Genomic DNA, 18,512 nt, shown 5'->3' with positions numbered 1-18,512 from the left:
ATCCCGTGTCGCCAAAGAAAGGTACTCTTCGCCTATTACGGATGAGTACTGTGTGATACCACGGCTATCCATATACGGAATAATGCCGTCTCGCCACCGTCTGCGATGTGTCTCAATACACGCAGACGAATACTTTTGGTCTTGGAGAAACAGAACTGTCTCGGCGACCAATTGCCTGATGTCCTTTGATTTGTTATACATAATTATTGCTATTATTAATTAGGGTGATAAACACAGCCCTTAATATAGCAATAATTTTTATCAAAACAACATTATCAAAAGTAAAACTGAAAAACAGAGAGTTTTATTATATCGTAGTGCTTACTTTGGATAACATTTTACTTTGGATAAGATAGTTTATCAGAACTAATGATAACTTTTCGGTTGATATTGACCTTACCTATATTCCGATAGAGTCACGCACGGCGAGTTTGGAAAAGATAAACCAACATCTCGGAGAGCTGAAAACAAGTATAGAACGTGCCATTTCCGGAATACATGTGATACATAAATCCAAAGTATGGAAATTGCAATGCACGTATGATGGCGCCACGGTGAAAATAGAGGTAAATGGTACTAAACGGGGCATACTTGGAGAGGTTGAAATCATGGAACTCTGTCCGAAAGCGAAGGAAGAGTTTCAAGCCAACTGTAAGGCACGCATAGTTCCTTATCCTCAATTGTATGGAGGGAAGATTACAGCTGCCCTCAGCCGCCAGCACCCACGTGACATGTTTGACTGCAAATACATGAAAGACCAAATACTTGAAGATGTAAAAGACGGGCTTATCTTATGCTTATTGGGAAGCGCAAGCCTATCGTAGAATCTCTGTCTCCTAATAGCATAAACCAAGAGGAGGCACTTGAAAACCAATTCAAGGGAATGTCAGATATTCCATTTACCTATACAGACTATGAGCAGGCTCGCGAATCCATCATTAAAAAGGTAAATGACAGCCTTACAAATACAGATAAGGAATTCCTCGTTTCCTTTGAGGATGGAACACCACAGTGGGAGAAATGTTGCGCAGGGGATTTAAGCCAATATCCATCCGTACAATGGAAATTGCTGAATATAGGCAAACTCAAGAAACAGGCTCCCGATAAGCACAAAGAGGGAATAGATAAGCTAAAAGGTTATTTACAGGTATAGTGATAAAAGTCAGACATCCATATTGAATGTCTGACTTTTATTTAGCCCCTCGACATGTGTTTAGTGTCTCCATTTGGGTCTGAAGTTTTGTGAACGGTGGTCTTCTTCCTTGTCTTGGGCAGGATAGCTCTCGTTCTTGACTCCGGATGAATGATTGTGGTCGGATAAAACCTCTCCTTGCTTCATTTCTTCCATTTCCTCTTTTTCCTCCTCCGGTGGTGCATGGAAAAGCCACTCTACTTTGACCCTTTTGGCCAAAAGGGTCAATCATATTATGGCCAAGGTGAGCAATCCTGTTTGGCCAAAAGGGTCAAAGTAGAGTGGCTTTTCCATAAATACAGTTAATTGGTTGTTTTTTTCTTACAGGTAAACTAATAGTTGACTTATGGGTAAAAAATCCAACTATTATAAGAAGAAAGATAAAATAAAAAACTGAAGTTTCGCAAGTGAATATATACACTTGCTTGTTTATAAATTTCCTAAAATTGCAGATTTAGATTTGGTAGTTGATTCTTTCGTAGAAAAATTGAGTTTTCTATATTTCAAGGAATACGAGTAAGTTAGATGTGATAAAATATTTCTGAAAGTCAAAACCAAGTGCAAGAATATTATCAGAAATCCAAGATCTTCCAAAGAGAGGAAGATAGCAGCTTTATATACATAAAATACCCAATAATAGGTATTGTGTGATGTTTTTGAACATTGTAACTTTGCATCCGAAAATACCCATTATAAGAAATAAATCTCACATATCATTTATATACAGGTATTTGAAGAGGAAAAATTAGTACAATAAAAGAATAGATTTGTCCCCACATGTATGTTAAAATAAAAATGCTGTCTCTGCTTGTCACACTGACTCCATGGATTGGGTATGCCCAAAAAGTCGTAGGCACACCTAAAACGTCTAATGCCATGACCGACTCTTTACATCAAATCAATGAAGTAGTAGTAAGAGCCAACCAGATGTTAGGCAGCCAGTTTGAAGCACGTAACCGTACTGGTTCGGCTTATTACCTTTCACCCAAAGAATTGGCCAAGTTTGATTATACCGATATAAATCGTATGCTGAAAAGCGTACCTGGAGTAAATATTTATGAAGAAGATGGTTTTGGATTGCGTCCCAACATCAGTTTACGAGGAACACAAGCCGAGCGTAGTGAACGTATCACGCTAATGGAAGATGGTATATTGGCTGCTCCTGCACCATACGCAGCCCCTGCAGCCTATTACTTTCCTAATGCGGCACGTATGTATGCCATAGAAGTATTAAAAGGTAGCAGTCAGGTACAATATGGACCATTTACAACAGGAGGTGCCATTAACCTAGTGTCAACCCCCATCCCGCAGGACAGATTAATAAAGTGCAGCATGTCGGCAGGTAGTTTTGGTAGTCTAAAACTACAAACGGCCATAGGTAAAAGCTTTAAGCATACGGGCTTTCTCATAGAATATTTGCGCTATCAGGCTCGCGGTTTCAGACATGATGACCCTGACGAGCGTACAGGATTTAAGCGCAATGACGTAATAGCTAAGTGGATGGTGCGCACAAACAAAGAAGATGGCATAAATCACAGATTAGAACTAAAGTATGGATTTGCTAACGAAACTTCCGACGAAACATATCTTGGGCTTACTGATCAGGACTTTGCCTTTAAACCATATTTTAGATATGCGGGAGCACAAAAAGATAATTTGGTGACACGCCACTCCCAGTTTTCTGCCACATACATCATGAAAGGTGTTCGCTCATGGAATATAACCACGCAAGCCTATTACAATTATTTTTTCAGAAACTGGTACAAGCTTAACGAGGTGCGTACTGGCTACACCAAGACTGAACGTCGTTCGATAGGCGATGTACTTGCCGACCCTATTACCAACCAATCGTACTTCGATATTGTTGCAGGTAAGGCTAACTATATAGGAGAGGCACTAATGCTGCGTGCTAACCACCGTAAGTACCATTCGCGTGGTATTCAGATAAAAGGGGAATATAAAACAATGCTATACGGTGGATACTTCACTGCAGAGATTGGCATGCGTTACCATGCCGACAGTGAGGATCGCTACCAGCAAGACGATGGATACTCTATGAATAATGGTCGCATGGAGCTTTTTTTAAGAGGGCTTCCAGGCAGTCAAGCTAACCGCATTACCACAGCGCATGCCTTATCGGCTTATACTTTGGCAAAATGGGCAAAAGGTATGTTTACCTTTACCGCAGGAATTCGTTATGAAGATGTAAAGCTTTTAAATCGCGATTATACTAAAGCCGATTGGCGACGTACGGGTATGGTGCGTATAGAAGTACCAAATAGCGCAAGAGCAATTATGTCAGGAATAGGGATCAACTGTAAGTTAATGCCCCAGCTGTCATTATTCTCAGGAATACATAAAGGTTTTGCACCACCCAGTGCTTCCCTTGGACAAAGAGCCGAGAGCAGTATCAATATAGAGGCTGGTTTGCGCTATGCTAATCAATGGTTCAAAGGAGAACTGATAGGTTTCAACAACAACTATTCTAACATGTTGGGCAGCGACCTTGCCGCACAAGGCGGATTAGGCACCTTAGACCAGTTTAACGTAGGACGGGCATTGGTACGAGGAGTAGAACTGCTTTTACAATGCCAGCCATTACCTACCCATTGGAAAATCCAACTCCCCATGCAACTATCTTATACCTTTACAGATACAAAGATGAAAAACTCGTTTACAAGTGCATCGTGGGGACATGTTTTGTACGGCGATGAAATCCCTTATATCTTTCGTCATGCACTTAACGGTCAGATAGGCATGGAAAGCAAATGGGCTGACGTAAACTTTAACATGCGATACAATGGCGACATGCGTACGGTCCCGGGACAGGGCAAGATAGCTCAACGTGAAAAAATTCCAGCCAACTTTATTATAGACGCTACCGCCAAGATACATGTAATGAAAAGTGTAGACCTTACTATGAACATTGTCAACCTTACCAACAAAGTGTATATGGTTTCACGGCACCCATCTGGTGTCAGGGCAGGCTTACCTTTTGGTATTTATGGGGGCATACAGTGGAAACTTTGATAAAATGGCACACCACTAATAATATAATATAAAAATGAGAAAATCTGTATATATACAATCCATAACTATAAAAAGAATACTATGCCTATTTGTCATGCTATGCTCATTATCAAGGCTCATGGCACAAGAAAATGGGTGGGTAACAGGCTCTGTTACAGATACACAAGGTGAACCCATCGTAGGGGCGGTTGTTGGTATTGTAGAAAACAAGCAAAAGACGGTTACGGACATAGATGGGAATTTTAAGATCAAGGGTGCAGAGGGGCAAACCATTACTGTCTCGTTTATAGGCATGCATGACTATAGGGGAAGTATTAAGGCAACATCTTTAAAAATAGTGTTGCAGAGTAATAGCAGCATGATTGACGAAGTTGTCGTAACAGGATACCAAAACATAAGAAACCGTGTTTACACGGGTGCTGCCACAGCAGTGAAGATGACTGACATCAAACTCGAAGGTATTGGCGATGTCTCGCGCATGTTGGAGGGTCGCGTGCCTGGATTGTCCATTCAAAACATATCCGGAACATTTGGCGCTGCACCACGCATCAATATTCGCGGAGGTGCTTCCATCATGGGAAATGTTCAGCCATTGTGGGTAATAGATGGTGCAGTTTACGAGGACATGGTACATGTTTCTCCCGAAGCCTTGGCGTCTGGCGATGCTGTTACGCTCATTAGTTCGGCAGTAGCAGGGCTTAATCCTGCTGACATACAAGATATTCAAGTACTAAAAGATGCCTCAGCCACATCAGTATACGGTGCGCGGGCTGCCAATGGCGTTATTGTAATTACGACAAAAAGTGGTAAAAGAGAAATGCCATTGCAAATTAATTATACAACAGAAAATACATGGCGCCCACGTCCAGATTACAGTCACTTCGATTTGCTAAACTCTCAAGAGACGATGGCTCTGTATCAGGAAATGCAAGAAAAAGGATATTTTGATCCAGCTACATCATTATATGGACGTAGAGGCGGGGTTTATCATCAAATGTACAAACAGCTCACCACTTATGATGAGAAATCTCATAACTGGATACTGCCAAACACTTATGAAGCTCGACAAGACTTCTTACGACAAAGAGAATATGCCAATACGGATTGGTTTAGGCTTTTGTTTACAAACAACCTGATGACAAACCATACTGTAAGTTTGTCGGTAGGTGGAAAAAATGTAGCATCTTATGCCTCAATAGGCTATTATCACGATGCTGGTTGGACTATCGCTGATCAGGTGCAGCGACTGACAACCAACATTAAGAACACCTTTTACATAACCAACCGCCTTACTGCCAAGTTATCGTTACAAGCCAATATGCGCATGCAAAATGCGCCAGGCACCTTGCCACAGAAAAAAAACACCATATCGGGAGCATTTGAACGTGATTTTGACATCAACCCGTTTGCATACGCTTTAGGAACAAGCCGAACGCTTCGTCCCTATGATGAGTATGGGCAACGCGAATATTATCGTAACAACTGGGCTCCTTTTAACATATTGAACGAGTATGATAACAATCAATTAAAAATACAGGTGGTCGACTTTAAGTTGCAAACCGAAGCGACCTATAAGTTTACTGATGCTCTTAACCTTAAAGCAATGTTTTCATACAGAAGAGCACATACAAGTAGACGACATGAAATAGGTGAAAAATCCAACATGATAGGAGCTTACCGTGCTTGTGAAACACCATGGGTGGCAAAACAAAATATATACCTTGTAAAAGACATCTATCATCCAGAACTCCTGCCTAAACCTGGCATACAACAAGGTGGCGTACTTTTCCTAAACAATGCTAACATGCAAAGTATGCTGGCACGCATAGCTGTTGATTACGACAAGCAAAAAGGGTCACATGACCTGAAAGGATTTGCTTTTGGTGAAATAAGGACTCTGCAGCAAACTACGAATTCTTTTCAGGGATATGGCATTAGTTATCAACGCGGTAATGAGGTGCAAAGCGCACCTGGTATTTTTGAGAAAATGTTTCAAGAAAACACCCCTTATTTTGCATTGCGTAATAGAGACGAGCGAGGCATAACATTCTCAGGCAATGCCACCTATGGCTATCAGGGCAAGTACATTTTTAATACAGTGGTGAATATTGAAGGCTCTAACGCAGCAGGAAGGGGGGCAACTACTTTATGGTTACCAACATGGAATGTTGGAGCCAAATGGAACGTGGATAAGGAGAATTTTATGCAAGGCAATGATGTCATTTCAAAATTGGCATTTCGTATAAGTTATGGATTAACAGCCAAAATGAACGAAGCGGCAGCTAATGCATCGGCTATCTATAGAGGTGGTATAGTCCATAGGTTAAATCTAAATGACAGAGAAAATAAATTAAATTTGCTTTCGTTGGAAAACAGAGATCTTACCTGGGAAAAAATGTACGAACTGAATATTGGTGCAGAGGTGGCGTTCCTGAAAAATCGCATTTCGACCACAGTAGATGTATACCAGCGCAATACATTCGATTTGATAGACTTGGTACGAACATCTGGAGTTGGTGGGCAATATTATAAATATGCCAACTTTGGTGACATGGTTGCTCGTGGTATTGAATTCGGATTGCATACCATCAACGTGAATACCAATGCATGGAAATGGACAACAGATCTTACATTCAGTGCCATTCATCAACAAATAACCCGCATGCTCAATTCACCAAACGCATTTGACATGGTGGCAGGTAGAGGTCGTGGCAACGTAGTTGGTTATCCTAAAGGCTCGCTGTTCTCGTTTAACTTCCAACGATTGGACAAAAATGGGCTACCAAACTTTAATTTTGGACGCTATCCATTACCAAAAAACGAGTTGAAAGATATAGTAGGAGCAGACTTCAATGATACACAATACACTAAAACTTATTTATTGTATCACGGTCCTATTGAGCCTAATATAATGGGCGGACTGGCAAATACCGTGAAATGGCGCAACTGGGAATTTTCTTGCTTCATAACAATGCAGGCAGGCAACAAGATTAGACTAAATCCAACATTTGATACACAGTTTGCTGATTTGAATGTATTTTCCAAAAATTATCTCAATCGTTGGCTTAATCCCGGCGATGAATATCATACTGATGTGCCTACACTGCCTTCGAAGGAGATAATAGACGTGATAGGAATGGAAAATATAGAAAAAGCATACAACACCTACAACTACTCGCAATTGCGTGTGGCCGACGGTAGCTTTGTCAGACTAAAAAATATTGCTCTATCCTATTATTTGAAACCAAGTTGGATGAAAGCGGTAGGCCTAAAAAGTGGAAGTATTCGCTTAAATGTTACAAATCCACTATTGATTTATGCCGATTCTAAACTACATGGACAAGATCCCGAATATTATCAAACTGGAGGCGTTTCACTGCCTACGCCTCGACAATATACTTTTACTTTAAATGTGGGCTTTTAAAATGAAATACTATCTATATAAATATGTCTTGATCTTTGCCACTTTAGCTCTATGTGGCTGTAACGATTTTTTGGACAAAATTCCCGATTCGGACATTGATGTAAACATAGACAATGAAGAAGGAATTGCCCAATTACTTGCAGGAGCTTATCCAGAGGCAAGCTACATTCCTTTTTTAGAGCCTCGTACTGATAATGTAGACATCAGAGCAAATGGCACACATACACAACTGAACGAAGAAATGTTTTATTGGGAAGATGATACCCAAGAAGACATTGACACACCCTTAAATTATTGGAATAGTTGTTATAAAGGGATTGCGCAGGCCAACAAGGCTTTGGAGCTGCTCAAAAAATATCCGAAGACTGAACGTGTCAAGGCTTTATATGGCGAGGCATTTTTGCTCAGGGCTTACCTTCACTTCATGCTGGTCAATATCTGGGCAGAGCCTTATGGCAATGCAGAGCAATCTCCTGGTATACCTTATGTTACCAAACCCGAGAAACATGCGCTGACAAATTATAACAGAGGTACTGTCAACGAAGTATATGATAGCATTGAGAGCGACTTGAAGCGTGGTGTCACCTTAGTCACTGACAGATATTATAAGCAACCTAAATATCACTTCAACAAAAAAGCGGCTTACACGTTCGCCTCTCGTTTTTATCTAATGAAAGGTGAATGGAAAAAAGTAGTAGAATATGCTAATTATGTGTTAGGCGCTGACCCCAAAACCACGTTAAGGCATTGGATTGGATATTCACGGCAATTTGAGTTTAAACGTCAGCGTTTGTTTACACTCTACACATCTCCCGACGAGCCCGCCAACTTATTGATTTGTACCACCGAGTCTCGGTGGGCGAGACAAATGTCCACTGATCGTTATGGAGCTACCAAACAAACTGTTGACGAAATATTCAACAAAAGAGGTATCGAAGGGGGAGGCGATTTCTCTAAAATGACCTTTGACGGCACATATCCTTTTGTTTATTCACCATCACCTATAGTAAATGGTAAGTATATCGCCAAGTTTGATGAGCTGTCTACCACTGAAAGCATTGGATTAAGACCTCGGGGAATTTACGTGAGCAATGTGTTGTTTACTGCAGACGAAGCTTTGCTTAATCGAATGGAAGCCTATGCTATGCTAAAACAGTATGATAAAGCCATTAATGATTACCTGCAATATATGCAGGGTAAGTTTGGCTTTATGCCTACTGTTGAAAGGGATATTTATATGCGTACAAGTGAGAATAATTATGATGTATACACCCCCTTCTATGGCATGACATTAAAACAGCTTGCATTGGTAAAGTTATTTGCCGATTTCAGGCAAAAAGAGTTTTTTGCTGAGGGGCTACGCTGGTTAGACATTAGAAGGTTTCATTTGAGCGTGAAGCGTAACACAAAGTCTAAATATTATTTCCCCTTAGAGAAAGACGACCCACGAAAAGTCTTGCAAATCCCCATAGAGGCACAAAACAGAGGACTGGCTCCTAATCCCCGTGAACGCAAAGAACCCATTAGATAAACATGGTAGGTAATTTATAACGCAACAAAATGAATATACAGAAATATTTCTTAGCATATATAGGCCTATGGGCATTACTGGCAACGTCTTGCCAACATGACACGCTATCAGATGACAGTGTTGTGGACAGCAATGCCACTCAAACGCAAACGGCACAATGGATAGAACAGCATTTTACCAAGGTGTATGGGCCAGAGGTGGTATATCAGTGGCAAAAAAATAATAGTCAGAAAGGAGTCTATGTGTATCCTCCTGACACTACAAACATAAAACAAGTTCTTAACGCTATTAGCTCTTTGTGCTTTGATACCTTTAGGAGTATTCAAATAGAAGGCAAAGGCTGCCTGCTTAACTACTGTTTGCCAGTACGCATTACTTTATATGGTAGTGGAAACCCAGACAAGAATGGTGTTGAGCGCATGTACAACATTGCGTCACAGCCGGTAGAGATGAGTATATACCATGTTAATGATTTTGATGCAAATGACAAGCAGAAAGTTCATAGACTTGTTCGTAGCGTATATCACCAGATGATGAAACGAGTGTTAGAGCAGATGCCATACAATAGGGCTAAATTTGCTACCATCAGTGAAGGAAAATATATCACCGACACTCAGCTTCTCTCCGAGATAAATGGTGCGAACAACGATATTGGGTTAGTGGGATATGCCAACAAACGTGGATTTTACACCTATCTTTCCATGCTAAATCCTGAGGACGACATGGCAGAGATGTTAAGCGTTATCTTGACATCTACACCTGCAAGACTTAAACAAGCAGAAGATGAAGCACGTACGCCAGACGAAGACTCTGACCCCGAGGTGAATAAACGCTATGAACAAGAGGCCGATCGTGCCTATCATGATTTTATGGCAAAAAAAATGTTTGTCGAGCAGTATGCTTGGAATAACTGGCACGTTAAATTGCTCACATTGCAACTTAAGAGTGTCAGGACCTTGAATAAATATCTAAATACAAAATAAGATGAAGTATCTTTCATACATACTCCTCACTATACTTGGTTGCGTTTTCTACAGCTGCCATGATGAAGAAAGAGAATTTGTGAACACACCTACCCAGCGCAAGAGGCGAGCCATTGAGGCGTTGAACACTGAGCTGGTTAACAACAAAGCAGGATGGTTGGTTATGTATTTCCCTAAAACAGACTCTTTGCTGTTTTCTAATATCAGTGATAAAATAAAAGCTGAATACCAATACGGTACCGATAGATATGGTTATGGAGGTGTTTGTTTTACCATGCGTTTTTTACAACATGGGAAAGTAGAGATGCGTGCCGACTTTGACCCCAAAAGTGTTACTACTTCCATAATGGGCGAATACAAAATAGGGGCAAATAGTTGCACCCAACTTACTTTTCTTACCACAAACTATATACACAAGCTGGTTAATGATAGTTATGGAGGCGCATGCGACTGGTTATACCAAGGACGTGATGAAGATGGGTTACTGGTATTCAAAACAGCCTCATACCTTAAGCCAGCATGCGAATATATTCTGATGAAGCCCTTGCAAGATGTGCATGAGTTTGCCGATGCAGTAAAACAAGCATACGATAACAGACGAGTGTTTGAGCGAATGAAAAATCCACAGTTATATATACACAGAGGTGGCCGTGTTTACTTTCAGAGCGATTACTATCTCGGCAGAAACGGTGGACGCGTGGCCACCACTGAGAAACAAAGATATTATCTATTTATGGAGGTGACGAAACCTAATCCTATCCCAGACTATCCACCTAAAGAATTTTCCGTGTTGGGTTCTGGGTATTGTGGCACGTCTAAGGGTATTACTTTTAGAGCAGGGTTGCGGTTAAACAACAAACAGGTGTTTGCCGACTTTCAACGTGTTGGCAACCATTTCGAAGCCGAATTGGTAGAAGTGTATAATCCGGAATGGAAAAGCATTAGGTTAGTAAGTAAGCATTTGCACCCGGAAGGAAAAATAACAGGCTTAAAAGCGGTTATTCAAGATATTCCTACCAATGAATAAAATATAAACAGATAACAACGAACGGTATGAAAATGAAATTATATATAATACTCTTTGTCTTTGCCATGATATTATTCTCAGCATGTTCACCTGCCGTAAACGACGATGCCGATGAAGATTACGACAAATTATTTCCATTTAAGGGAATAGAAAAACCAAAGATATCGTACGATGATCAAGCCTTGCAATTAGCAAGCATCGATATGAATGAGCATAGCTACATCTACCCGGGAGTTGAGATTAGCGGTGAGAAGCGTACTTATACGGTAACCCTGATCTGTTCTTTTTTTGAAAAGGAATTACAAGGCAGCTTGGTGCCTGATGGTGAACTTTCCTCGACTTATACTATTAGATACATTGATGCTGACAAGACGTTGAAAACCATTTTCACAAAAGGTTATGGTTTTGATGATAGCGAGGTAAAATTGCTTAAAAATGGAGAGGAGCAAAAAATTACTTTTCAAGCCATGTCAGGTTTCCCCATGTTTTTGCAAGTAAAGGGCGGAGGTCCAAGCAACTCATCAGTGCGCGCCACTATTTCGGCAGTATCCAATGATGGACTTACCATTGTGCGTCCTTTACATGTAGAGCAATTTCAAAATGAAGAGGGTATCAATTTAATTAAAAATCCATTTTGTGGATATATCATATTGCCATAAAGATAAAGGGATAAAACTATGAAAAATAAACCTAACATTTTTTTTTGTATGTTCATGCTGTGGTTGGCACTGTGTTCCTCCATAACATCATGCACAACATGGCAAGACGAAACCATTGAGTCATCGTACATCATGCCTACATGGCCTGACCCGGAATATAAGTTTGTCAGGAATGATGAAAGCAGTGTTAATACATTAGAGTGTGAGCTATTAAAAGAGCCTGCTGATATTGTATATCACTCGTTTATGAAAGAAGCTCGTATATCAAGTGTCGTACAGCAAGAGCGGATGAACGAATATTTTAAGCAAGGGGTGTATGGAAAAGCACCATTTGATGAAATAGCTAAATCTACAGTTCACAGTGTTGACAGGGAGCGCATTCTCGCTACTTTTCAACAATTATTCGATGAATCGAGAGCATTAAGTGGTTATGGCTACCCTCGCCCTGCTGATATACGCAACACCAAGGCACAAATGGGCAAAGGAGGATACTTAGGCTATAATATTGGCGATGAAAACTTAGCGTTTGTTAATGCCAAAGGTGTAGCCGTGGCGGAAGTGTACTATGAGATGATTAGGGGAAGCATTTATTTGGATAAAATCCTGAATGTACACCTTAACCCTGAGTTATACAACGACCAACAGCTTTTGAAAGATCAAGCAGCTTCTAATCTGGTAAACGGACATAATTACACAGAACTGGAACATCATTGGGACTTAGCTTATGGTTATTACCAATACTGGTTGCTCATTGTGCAAAAAAATGAGCACAGTGCGTTAAAGGGAAGTCGTATTAAACTTTACAACGCTTTTGCAGCTGGACGATTGGCCATGACCGAGTATAGGTTTGACGAGATGAGAACATGTCTTCATACCATTAGGCAAGAACTGTCTAAGGTGGTCGCCGTGCATGCCATACAGTTATTGTCAGGCGAAGTGACAAATGCGAATTTACACGAGGACATAAGCAATGCCCTGGTATTCCTGTCACGTGCATATGGTGCCGTGTTCTCGTTGCAGTTTGCCGTGAATACAGAAGGGAAACCATTATATACCTTTGATGAGATACAAACGCTTTTAGATGCACTTACCCAAAACTCTGGATTGTGGGATAAGCAGCGTCTGGAAGGCGATTCCACTATCCCTGGATCCATTGCCTATACTGTAGCGCAAATCAAGCAGCGCATAAAATGATAAGCATATATGCGATAACTCTTATAAGAAAAAAGTAAAACTATGAATTTATATAAACTATTATTGTTGGCGTTCCTATGTTGTACGTTAGACGTAACAGCTCAAACACATCCCAACTTGATATTGAACGGTGGGTTTGAAGAGTGGCGCACCGCCGGTATCTATGAGAAACCTGTGTGTTGGTATTTTTCAGTGGGTAGTATTGAAAAATCAAATCAAGCGCATGGTGGCAGCCACGCTGTCAAGTTGGTAGCAATCCCGCATACGCTTTCTATAATTGACCGAGAAAACAACTATTATTATATGAACATTGAGGGCGGAGCAACTTATCGCCTTACCTATTGGTATAAAGGTACGTTACAGCGTGCCAATTGTGTTTCCACCGTGATATGGTGCAAAGAAAAGCGCAAAGTTAAAACGACTGCAAAGAAAACATCAAGGGATATGATCACAGATGCCTCCCCTACTGAATGGAAACAAAAAACTATTGATTTTGTCGCTCCGCAAGGAGTGGATTGCGCGGGATTTTGTTTTGAAATGAAAGAAGAAAATACCGATGCCAATAACTATCTATTGATTGACGATGTAGTTTTTAAGAAAATAAAAAGTAGTACTGTTACCGAGGATGTACCGATGCCTTACGAGGTAAAGGTTTCTGCACAACAACGCGAAATTTTTATATCGTGGCATCCTGTGCAAGGCAGTGGCATCAAATACAATATTTTACTCAATGGAAGACAGGTGTCTACAATAAGCGCCACCGACTATATCTTGCAAAAACTGCAGCCTAACACTACCTACGAAATAGGCGTGCAGACGATTATGCCTAACGGAAAGAAGTCGAAAGTGGTAAAAAAAAACATTACCACAGAATTAATGATGACAAGCAGGGAGGATGAAAATCGCATTCCCTACATCTATCAAATCAAGAACTATGGTGATTGCCCACGAAGCATAGAGCTGTTTTTCAACGATTTGTATGATGTCAACGCTCAAATTAAATATACGCTTGACGGCATTGCCTTCGTCCCTGTCGACGGATACAAATTGGTTTTCAACAAAACGGGTAAACATATATTGGTTGTGGACATCATTGAGAGTGATGGCAAGGCTTGGACCTTGGAATATAACTTAAATGTGAAATAAGCTAATCAACATGAAGCATATATATATTTGGCTATCAGTGATAATACTTGGCATGTCGTTAACCGCATGCCACAATGAGTCGGATTTAGAACCGTCTAAAATATTGATAGGGGATAACAACTTATCATCTATTGATGTGTTTACGCACACGACCCGCATGTTAATCTTAAAGGGTGGGACAGGTAAATACAAGTGCAATGTCAACAACTCAAAGTTGGCTACCGTCAGCATCAACGAGGATACATTACGTGTTACTGGTATTTTAGAGGGTGAAACGTATGCCTCTGTTTGGTCGGGAGATGAGTGTCGCAAGTTGGATATAAATGTTATAGTGCCCAACATTACCTCTACCGAGGATGTCATACGATTGTTCCCTCGGGATGAGAGCCGATCAGTAAGCGTCAATGGTGGAGGCGGCATGGCACAAATGAGTGTGGAAGACCCTATGCGTGTTCTGAAGAAGGTTAAGTGGAACGCCAAGACCAACATCATAGAAATAGATACCTATTGCGAGGGCGACGCTTATCTCCACATCACAGGGCAGGATCACCAAACCAAAACGATTAAAGTAGAAGTGCGATGCAAGGGCGAGTCTGATGAGTCGGGAGTATACAGCACCACGTCGAGAAGTTTAAGCGCTTTGATGCGCAACACGTTGGTGGTACATCGCAAAGGTGTGGGTGTATGGATATTTAATGAGGCCAACCCAACAGCCTCCAAGAAAACCATCAAGATTACGCCTGCTATCATAAATCCTCAGCAAGGCTCCTATGTTGATGTTGAGCTCGGTTTTCGCTATCCAGACGAGTTCAGCTCTCTAAAAGAGGGCAAATACAAATTATACGTCCAGGAGGTCAGGGCGAACCATGTTGTACTTGCCGGGCGTGGATTTAAATTTGTAATACCTTACGAGAAAAAATAATATATCTAATTTTCTATCTATGTTTGCCATCTATCCTATATAACTGTTGGCAATAGAAAGACGTATTCAAATTATTAATCAAATATTACAATACAACATGCAAATCTCAACAATTAGAAAAAGCATAACAACCTTGGCGTTGTTACTGGTGTTTAGTGCGTCTCATGCGCAGAAAGTAATAAAAGTTGAAAAGCCCGGTGAACTTTCAAAACAAATCACCCCGTCCGAAAAGTTCTCCATTACAGATCTTACCGTATCGGGTAGTATTAATGGTGCCGATATCTTGTGCCTTCGCGAGATGGCTGGGCGGGACATAGAGGGGAAACCTACAGAGGGGAAACTTTCCACACTTGACCTCTCTATGGCTAAAATTGTTGCCAACGGTGGCAATTATTATCAGGTAAAGAGAGGTATGTCTACCAAATACTACTCATCTGCCTATGATGACGAGGTGAGTGCCTACATGTTCTACCAATGCCAGGCACTTATAACACTAAAATTGCCTACAAATACAAAGAGTATAGAACAACACGCTTTTAGCGGTTGCACTTCGCTTACGGAATGCATCATTCCGCAAAGCGTCGCTACGATGAGGGAGAATGCCTTTAAAGATTGTAGCAGATTAGCCTCAATAGCGCTTCCCAACTCGCTCAAGGAAATAAGTAAGTGTGCCTTTGCTGGATGCAAATCACTTACTTCGGTGACTTTTCCATCACAGTTGGAGAAAATTGGCGCACAAGCTTTCGAGAATTGCACCTCGCTTGCTACCCTTTCCGAATTTCCTCAATCATTGTTAGATATAGAGGACAAAGCTTTCTACAATACTGCTGTTACGGCGTACACGGTGGCAGAAGATAACGACTATTATTATGCCAGCAATGGAGTGCTTTACGATGCCGATAAAATATCAATACAACTGTATCCTGCAGGCAGCAGTGCAACTTCGTTTGAGATACCTGGAAGTGTTGCAGAAATAGACGAGTATGCCTTTGCTTATGCCCAAAACCTGAAGAATATCAGTCTTCCGGAAGGACTCACCAACGTGGGCAAATATGCTTTTGAGCATGCTGGGATTGAGCAACTTACTTCACTTGCCTCTAATCTTTCCATTGGAGAGTCGACATTCAGCGACTGTGCCGAGTTGCAAACTGTTGACTTCAAAGGGGCAATTGGTGGAATAGGAAATTATGCATTCAAAAACAACAAGAAACTTTCTGTCGTGCAGTTTACTGGTTCAGCCATACCTGAGTTCGGCCAGTACGTATTTACGCCTAAGACCGTAAAACTCAAAGTCTATGTAGAAAAAGACTTGATTGACAAATTTAAAGATGCTTTTACCACAAAAAAAGTGGCGTTAGGTAAAATGTACGAAATCCTTGACATCACAACCTCTGGAATTGCGAAGCAGTCTGTCTATGAGTTGAACATAGATAAAGTACACTTCGACGTGTGTGGTAGAAAGATAAGCAAACATGACAAAGGACTTCACATTATTCAGTCTTCTGATGGACGTGTTGTCAAGCGTATGGTAAAATAAAATTAGAACCCGAACTCTGCCACTCACTGTTCTTTCAATTAAGAATGATATTTTTACAACGAAAAATACGAATGGATCAAAAATTCTTTTACGTATATGGTTGTGACGAAAGAGCTTATGCTCTGGCAAACCAACTGAAAAGAGATGTGTTTTCGTGTTTTTCGTAGAGTCAATCAGCAAGTGCAAAATTACAAAACGTGTTTGAAGAATTCGCACTTGCTGGTTGCCCCTGCGTAGGCAGATTAAAGTAATTTTATTGGAAATAATTGGCATAAAAACTTGGAATTATTTATATTTGCACTATAAATGTTAAAAGTGTCAATAAAATGAAAATTAGAGATTTAGTACACATTTCGCCTGATCTCACTATGAAGGACGACTGGGTGGATGGAAAAGTTATTGATATCAAAGATAATCCGTTCGTTGGTGTCGTTGTATCAGCAAAGACAGATAACGGAGTGATATTCTTTGGACGTGAGGAACTCTTTAACCCCGCATGGATATGTTCACATTAAGTTTCGATATGGTCATAGCAGGCCTTAAAGAGCTGTACGGTGAGCCATCCAACAACGCCTATACTATGAGATAAGGCAAATACTCGAAGCAAATGGATTTGATTGGATACAGAGTGGCAATATAATCATTTAAGAGACCTTTGCACAATAAAGCGGTCTATTTTACCACTTATCCTATTGTATATTAGCGTTTTATTTTGTATATTAGCACTATAAGATGACACAAAATTATGGCAAGACAAGGAAAATCAACCAACGACGAAGTCTCATTTGCAGACGTCATGTTAGAGAAGAGATGCAGGAAAGCTCAGAATGTATTTTTGAATCAAGTCGACAGGCTTATCGATTGGCGTCCTATTCGCACGCTGATCAACAAGAAGTACACTAAGCGGCAAAATGCGGCAGGAGCTCCGGCCTATGATGTTATCCTGCTTTTCAAAATGCTTCTTTTACAGACATGGTATGGATTGAGTGACTGTGCCTTGGAAGAGCGTGTCAACGACTCGGTGACGTTTTCTCGATTTTTAGGGCTGAGTATGGAAGCCGTCTCTCCGGATCACAGTATGTAGTGTACTGAATAAGTTGACACCTTCTCAATCACAAAGGAGTAAAAATTTATGTCTCATTACAATGAATCAGAGAAAATACTGTTATTACATCAGTATGTAACAAGTGGCTTAACCTTGCAAGAGTTCTCTTCTCGTCTTGGCATCCCTTTAAGCACTTTCCATCGTATTTATACAGAATATGGCTCACCCGACGTCTCGTCACTCGCAGATCTTATGAAAAAAGAAGATATCCCCGGTACGCTCGAAGAACTTCAAGCGCAGCTATTACGCGAGCGCAAGGCTCATGCAAAAGAAATCAAACGTCTTGAGAAAGAACTGGCCGTTGAAAAACTTTATGGTTTGGCCAACAAGACGATGATCGACCTTGCCGAGAAGAAATACAACATCCGCATACGAAAAACTCCGATGCCAAGTAATCAAGACCTTGTCGCAGGGAGAAGAAAGACAGGCTCTGGTAAACCATCCTGTCAGTTTACTCTGTGGTTATCTTGGCATAAGCAGATGGAAAAGCCACTCTACTTTGACCCTTTTGGCCAAGTAGAATTTGCTCCTGTTGGCCACAACATGATTGCCCCTTGTAAAGTTCTGGTGCAGGGGTCAATTTTATTTTACCCTTTTAGATACTCTGGCTTTTCTTAGCCCTTAACTTACGCATGCTTTCGCCATATAATTCTATGGTATGCGCCGTATGAATGATACGGTCAAGAATGGCATCTGCTATTGTCGGGTCCCCCACCATGTCATACCAGTTGGACGCAGGGTACTGTGAGGTTATGATGATGG

13 protein-coding genes and 2 pseudogenes are annotated in these 18,512 nt (G+C 40.9%); 14 read left to right on the top strand and 1 reads right to left on the bottom strand.

The genetic code is table 11. The features are described 5' to 3' along the window. Positions 1 to 377: 377 nt before the first annotated feature. The 14 genes and pseudogenes from L888_RS13645 to L888_RS14935 all read left to right on the top strand — a co-directional run. Positions 378 to 1,153, top strand: a pseudogene (locus tag L888_RS13645) (nucleotidyl transferase AbiEii/AbiGii toxin family protein); the annotation flags it as partial. An 816-nt stretch (positions 1,154 to 1,969) separates the two neighbouring features. After that, positions 1,970 to 4,222 carry a TonB-dependent receptor family protein gene (locus L888_RS0110615; RefSeq protein WP_027952876.1) on the top strand — a complete coding sequence of 751 codons (2,253 nt, stop codon included), beginning with the start codon at positions 1,970 to 1,972 and terminating at the stop codon, positions 4,220 to 4,222. A 34-nt stretch (positions 4,223 to 4,256) separates the two neighbouring features. Further along, a complete protein-coding gene (locus tag L888_RS0110610) occupies positions 4,257 to 7,646 on the top strand; it encodes a SusC/RagA family TonB-linked outer membrane protein (RefSeq protein WP_027952875.1) in 3,390 nt (1,129 codons plus the stop codon). 1 nt (position 7,647) lies between these two features. Then, a complete protein-coding gene (locus tag L888_RS0110605) occupies positions 7,648 to 9,177 on the top strand; it encodes a RagB/SusD family nutrient uptake outer membrane protein (RefSeq protein ID WP_015310398.1) in 1,530 nt (509 codons plus the stop codon). 29 nt (positions 9,178 to 9,206) lie between these two features. Beyond that, positions 9,207 to 10,160, top strand: coding sequence for a putative zinc-binding metallopeptidase (locus L888_RS0110600; protein ID WP_027952874.1), 954 nt, complete (start codon positions 9,207 to 9,209; stop codon positions 10,158 to 10,160). 1 nt (position 10,161) lies between these two features. After that, positions 10,162 to 11,187 carry a DUF4302 domain-containing protein gene (locus L888_RS0110595; RefSeq protein WP_005846681.1) on the top strand — a complete coding sequence of 342 codons (1,026 nt, stop codon included), beginning with the start codon at positions 10,162 to 10,164 and terminating at the stop codon, positions 11,185 to 11,187. A 26-nt stretch (positions 11,188 to 11,213) separates the two neighbouring features. Further along, a complete protein-coding gene (locus tag L888_RS0110590; protein ID WP_005846679.1) occupies positions 11,214 to 11,846 on the top strand; it encodes a hypothetical protein in 633 nt (210 codons plus the stop codon). A gap of 18 nt (positions 11,847 to 11,864) precedes the next feature. Then, a complete protein-coding gene (locus tag L888_RS0110585; RefSeq protein ID WP_005846678.1) occupies positions 11,865 to 13,040 on the top strand; it encodes a DUF4856 domain-containing protein in 1,176 nt (391 codons plus the stop codon). A gap of 42 nt (positions 13,041 to 13,082) precedes the next feature. Then, the gene (locus tag L888_RS0110580; protein ID WP_005846677.1) at positions 13,083 to 14,186 is read left to right on the top strand and encodes a fibronectin type III domain-containing protein; all 1,104 of its coding nucleotides are present in this window, start codon (positions 13,083 to 13,085) and stop codon (positions 14,184 to 14,186) included. Between the two features lie 10 nt (positions 14,187 to 14,196). Next, positions 14,197 to 15,108 (top strand): hypothetical protein, encoded by a 912-nt coding sequence (locus L888_RS0110575; RefSeq protein WP_005846676.1) that lies wholly within the window; start codon positions 14,197 to 14,199, stop codon positions 15,106 to 15,108. 97 nt (positions 15,109 to 15,205) lie between these two features. Further along, positions 15,206 to 16,645, top strand: a complete 1,440-nt coding sequence (locus L888_RS0110570) for a leucine-rich repeat domain-containing protein (protein WP_005846675.1) — start codon at positions 15,206 to 15,208, stop codon at positions 16,643 to 16,645. Between the two features lie 326 nt (positions 16,646 to 16,971). Further along, a complete protein-coding gene (locus L888_RS0110565; protein ID WP_027952873.1) occupies positions 16,972 to 17,160 on the top strand; it encodes a hypothetical protein in 189 nt (62 codons plus the stop codon). A 230-nt stretch (positions 17,161 to 17,390) separates the two neighbouring features. After that, positions 17,391 to 17,723 (top strand): annotated as a pseudogene (locus L888_RS13640) (IS5/IS1182 family transposase); the annotation flags it as partial. A 54-nt stretch (positions 17,724 to 17,777) separates the two neighbouring features. Beyond that, positions 17,778 to 18,368, top strand: a complete 591-nt coding sequence (locus tag L888_RS14935; protein WP_245594869.1) for a hypothetical protein — start codon at positions 17,778 to 17,780, stop codon at positions 18,366 to 18,368. Here the strand turns inward: L888_RS14935 and L888_RS13630 are convergent. After that, positions 18,346 to 18,512, bottom strand: a 167-nt coding sequence (locus L888_RS13630; protein ID WP_044249167.1) for an ATP-binding protein, incomplete at its 5' end; no start/stop codon positions are given. The two genes, L888_RS14935 and L888_RS13630, sit on opposite strands and share 23 nt — an antisense overlap.

Origin of the sequence: Hallella seregens ATCC 51272 (assembly GCF_000518545.1) — a bacterium.
GTDB lineage: Bacteria > Bacteroidota > Bacteroidia > Bacteroidales > Bacteroidaceae > Prevotella > Prevotella seregens.
Note: the sequence above shows the minus strand (reverse complement) of the source record. Positions and strands in the feature narration are given on the sequence as shown.

Bases quoted from the DNA above. Each gene is read 5' to 3' on its own strand.
- L888_RS0110615 (WP_027952876.1), top strand. From the start codon at position 1,970: ATGTATGTTAAAATAAAAATGCTGTCTCTGCTTGTCACACTGACTCCA.
- L888_RS0110610 (WP_027952875.1), top strand. From the start codon at position 4,257: ATGAGAAAATCTGTATATATACAATCCATAACTATAAAAAGAATACTA.
- L888_RS0110605 (WP_015310398.1), top strand. From the start codon at position 7,648: ATGAAATACTATCTATATAAATATGTCTTGATCTTTGCCACTTTAGCT.
- L888_RS0110600 (WP_027952874.1), top strand. From the start codon at position 9,207: ATGAATATACAGAAATATTTCTTAGCATATATAGGCCTATGGGCATTA.
- L888_RS0110595 (WP_005846681.1), top strand. From the start codon at position 10,162: ATGAAGTATCTTTCATACATACTCCTCACTATACTTGGTTGCGTTTTC.
- L888_RS0110590 (WP_005846679.1), top strand. From the start codon at position 11,214: ATGAAAATGAAATTATATATAATACTCTTTGTCTTTGCCATGATATTA.
- L888_RS0110585 (WP_005846678.1), top strand. From the start codon at position 11,865: ATGAAAAATAAACCTAACATTTTTTTTTGTATGTTCATGCTGTGGTTG.
- L888_RS0110580 (WP_005846677.1), top strand. From the start codon at position 13,083: ATGAATTTATATAAACTATTATTGTTGGCGTTCCTATGTTGTACGTTA.
- L888_RS0110575 (WP_005846676.1), top strand. From the start codon at position 14,197: ATGAAGCATATATATATTTGGCTATCAGTGATAATACTTGGCATGTCG.
- L888_RS0110570 (WP_005846675.1), top strand. From the start codon at position 15,206: ATGCAAATCTCAACAATTAGAAAAAGCATAACAACCTTGGCGTTGTTA.
- L888_RS0110565 (WP_027952873.1), top strand. From the start codon at position 16,972: ATGAAAATTAGAGATTTAGTACACATTTCGCCTGATCTCACTATGAAG.
- L888_RS14935 (WP_245594869.1), top strand. From the start codon at position 17,778: ATGTCTCATTACAATGAATCAGAGAAAATACTGTTATTACATCAGTAT.